This window comes from Bradyrhizobium frederickii, from assembly GCF_004570865.1.
Classification (GTDB): Bacteria; Pseudomonadota; Alphaproteobacteria; order Rhizobiales; family Xanthobacteraceae; genus Bradyrhizobium; species Bradyrhizobium frederickii.
In genome coordinates this window covers 1-3,643 of the sequence record NZ_SPQS01000081.1, presented here as the reverse complement: position 1 = coordinate 3,643, position 3,643 = coordinate 1, and the positions used below count along the sequence as shown (strand labels likewise).

Below are 3,643 nucleotides of genomic sequence, written 5' to 3'. Positions count from 1 at the left end.
GTGGGTGGGAGGGGGATGGAGTGGCGGATGACGATCTTGTCGTCGCCAACGAGGACTTCCTTCACGAGAAGGCGCAGCACGCGTCGGCGTTCGATTATATCGAGCTCGCCGAGGGATGAGCGCAGGCGGTCGAGGAAGCTCGTCACGGATTCGGCGAGACGCAGACAAACTTCCCGCTCCTTCGATTGGTCTTCGATCGCTTGCAACTCCAATAGGCAAGCCTGTTCGCGGCTGCGCAAATCAGGCATGCGGCTGCGCAGCTCTTCAAGTGAGAGAAGGCTCTCCTGATAGGCCGTGAGGAGACGCTCGATGCGTTTCCGGGAGCGCGCAAGATCGCGGCGAAGCGTTTCCTCCCGGCGCTGTGTGGGATCGGCGTTGCGCGCCGCCTTGAGCCGGCGCTCAAGTTCGTCTTCGATGAGGTTTCGGTCTTCAAGTAAACGCGCGATCTCTTTCCATACCACCTCGTCCAGCAAATCCTGGCGCACCGGGCGATTGTCGCAGACCGGCCCGCCGAGCCGGCGCCAGCCATCCGAGCCCAAGCAGCGGTAGTAATGGATAGTTCGAGCGCTCGACCTTGTGGAGGTGCGATAGAGCCCATAGCCGCATTTGGCGCAGCTCAACAATCCTTGCAGGGCGCTCGGCGTGATCGTGCTCCGCGGGGCATGCTTCTTGTTGGCTTCCAAAAGCTCATTCGCCAGTGCGAAGGTCTCTTCGCTGATGATGGTCGGCACAGGGATTTCGATCCACTCTGTGCGAGGAAGCTCATGATTGGCGCTGTTGCGAGGCGCGACACCGCCGCGCAGTCGCAACGGCCGCGTCACACGCATGCGCGGCGCGATCCGAGTCTTGCCAAAGCAGGCCGTTCCTTTATACGCGGGATTGCGCAGCATCGCCCAAACCGTCGAGCGCTCCCAGTGGCCTGTTTCTTTGGCTGTCGGAATCTGGCGCTCATTGAGCAGGCGCGTGATGGCGCCGATGCTGTGGTTTCTTGCGGTGTAAAGCTCGTAGACCCAGCGCACGACACCGGCCTGTCGCTCGTCGATCTCATAATAGGCGGCAGAGTGATCGGTCTTGCGCTTGTAGCGATAGCCAAACGGAGCGCCGGAAAGCACGCTCACTTGGCCTTGAAGGGCGCGATGGCGCTTCCCTCGCCGCGACCGCTCCAGGATTTGCGCGCGTTCATATTCGGCGATCATGCCCTGAAACTGCAGCAGCAGCTCGTCTTCCGGCGTCGCCGCCCGTCTCGAGCGAATGAACAACACCTCGACGCCGGCGCGCGCGAACTCTTCGATAAGAAGGATTTGATGCGCATAGCGCCGGCTCAGCCGATCGGGAGCGTAGACGAGCACGGCTTGGATCCGCCCTTCTGCGGCGAGATCGCGCAGTCGTTCAAGCCCAGGGCGCAACAAGCTCGCGCCGCTATAGCCGTCGTCTTCGATCACCCATTCCGCCGGCACGTCGCAGTTCTGCTCGCGCGCGAAAGCGATCAGCGCGCTCGTCTGACTGGCAATCGTGTTCTCCTCCTTCTGTTTGTCCGACGACACTCTGGCGTAAATCGCGGCGGTTTTCATCTTCGCCTCCCGTCACATCGGCGCCGGCGCGCGCGAAGCGCACCTGATCTGGAACGAGAATTTCGTAAACCTGTTCAAGTTTGGCGGCGACGAGCCGATCGAACGCAAATTCGAGTTGAACGTCGCGCTTTTTTCGCCGCTCAGCCATCTTCGCGGACAGACGCGAGATAGGCGGCCACCGCCCGGCGCATCACCTCGCTTGCCGAAAGCCTGGAAGCCGCCGCATGCGCCTGGAGTTTTTGGGCGAGATCGGCCGGCATCTTCAGGGAGAGCGTCACAGACGGCTGCGGCGCGGAAAGGAGCGGCTCCTTCCTTTTGGCCACTTCGAGATAGCGATAGGCTTGCCGCAGCGACAAGCCGCTTTCGCGCGACAGCGCCAAGGCCGCCTCCGCCATGCCGATTTTCTTCGCGAGCAAGCGTCGCGCCGCCCTCAGCCGTTCGGCCTTCTGCGCCTGCGTCGATCGAATCATATGACATAATGGTATTACCTTTTGCGTCTCAAATCAACAATAGCTCCATCGCGCCAGCCGGTGATGACGCGTTCAAAGCGGAAATTATCTTTTGCGTTCAGGGAGCCATCAGCCCGCTGTTGGCGAATCTCTTTCTTCATTATGCGTTCGATGTGTGGATGAGCCGAGAATATCCGGGTGTCCCATTTGAACGATATGCTGATGATGCCATCGGCCATTGCCGAAGCGAAGCGGAGGCGCGTGACTTGTGTCGGGCGCTCGAAACGAGGTTTGCGGAATGCGGGCTACGGCTGCATCCGGAAAAGACCAAGATCGTGTATTGCAAAGATGCCAATCGCTCCGGCGCTTATCCGGAGCAGTCGTTTGACTTCCTCGGCTATAGCTTTCGGCCGAGGATGGCGAACAATCGACACGGTGAGCGGTTCGTCTCATTCAGCCCGGCCGTCAGCAAGAAGGCCGGGAAACGGATGCGGCATACCGTGCGCAGGTGGCGGCTGCATCGGCGCAGCGATCTTGAGCTGGTGGAAATCGCCAAATGGGTCCGTCCAGTCCTGACGGGCTGGGTGCGCTACTACGGGCGGTTTTATCCCTCGAAGCTTCAAGAGGAGTTGCGCACGATCGATGCCTACATCGTTCGATGGGCAACACGAAAATACAAACGGTTCCGAGGACACACGTTGGCGGTATGGGAATGTGAAGCGACGCAATCCAGGCCTGTTCGCTCACTGGGTTGCCGGATCAACGGTTGGATGACGGGAGCCGGATGAATCGCGAGGTTCACGTCCGGTTCTGAGAGAGCGCGGGGCTGCAATGCCCCGCGCCACTCACCTATCTCAAGGGCTATGCCGACGGTCGCGAGGCCAAGGCAGGAATCGCAAACTGGATCGCCTTCTATAACGGTCGTCGCCTTCATCAGGCACTCGGCTATCGCGCGCCGATGGCGATCTGGCGCGAACGGATGCAGGCTGCGAAGGCTGTGGACATGATGGACAACGCTGACGCGTTGACCACATGCCCATCTGTGGACGCCCCGGTGGATGCAAGAAGAATCTTTCGATCAGGTGTTGCGCGTAGTCGGGTGCTGACATCTGTCCGGCCTTTATTGCGACCGTCATATGTCGCGGGCCCGTATGGGAGTTCGCGGATCAGGTCCAAATCACAGCGGCGTACTTGGAAGCACCTGGGCATGTACTGGTTTTCCTGACCCCGTCTCATCGACTGTTGCGCCGTACCTTCCGTTTGACCTTCCTACCTCCTCGACGACCTCTGGTCGGGCGGATTAAGCTATTAAGCCGCTGCGACCGGAGCTTTGTAGACCCCACCGTTGACCATCAAAGCCCAAACGGTACGGGCCATCTTGTTGGCAAGAGCCACCGCGACAAGCATGGGCGGCTTACGAGCGAGCATGCGCTCCAGCCATCTCCCTTGCGATGCACCGCGTCGGCGAGCCAGCTTCACCACCGCACTCGCCCCGATGATGAGGAGACGCCGTAGTGTTCGCTCACCCATTTTCGATATTTGGCCGAGCTTCTGTTTTCCACCAGTGGAACGTTGCAGCGGCGTCAACCCCAACCACGCGGCGAAATCCCGGCCACGTTTGAA

General features: G+C 60.3%; 5 protein-coding genes. 2 read left to right on the top strand and 3 right to left on the bottom strand.

What is annotated here, in order from left to right; genetic code table 11:
• Both E4K64_RS39240 and E4K64_RS39235 read right to left on the bottom strand, forming a co-directional pair.
• The coding region (locus E4K64_RS39240) for a recombinase family protein (protein WP_135167608.1) at positions 1-1,571 on the bottom strand (1,571 nt) is incomplete at its 3' end.
• 140 nt (positions 1,572-1,711) lie between these two features.
• Complete coding sequence (locus E4K64_RS39235; protein ID WP_235884970.1) at positions 1,712-1,966, bottom strand: ribbon-helix-helix protein, CopG family; 255 nt, start codon at positions 1,964-1,966, stop codon at positions 1,712-1,714.
• 83 nt (positions 1,967-2,049) lie between these two features.
• On the opposite strand from E4K64_RS39235, the gene E4K64_RS39230 reads away from it, so the two are divergent.
• Both E4K64_RS39230 and E4K64_RS42035 read left to right on the top strand, forming a co-directional pair.
• Positions 2,050-2,808: a group II intron maturase-specific domain-containing protein gene (locus E4K64_RS39230; RefSeq protein ID WP_167767837.1), complete on the top strand. Its 759-nt coding sequence runs from the start codon at positions 2,050-2,052 to the stop codon at positions 2,806-2,808.
• 38 nt (positions 2,809-2,846) lie between these two features.
• On the top strand, positions 2,847-3,245 hold the full coding sequence (locus E4K64_RS42035; RefSeq protein ID WP_135167609.1) for an integrase core domain-containing protein: 399 nt from the start codon (positions 2,847-2,849) through the stop codon (positions 3,243-3,245).
• Positions 3,246-3,328: 83 nt separating this feature from the next.
• Here E4K64_RS42035 and E4K64_RS39220 read toward each other — a convergent pair.
• Positions 3,329-3,643: transposase (locus E4K64_RS39220; protein ID WP_135167607.1), on the bottom strand; the 315-nt coding region annotated here is incomplete at its 5' end.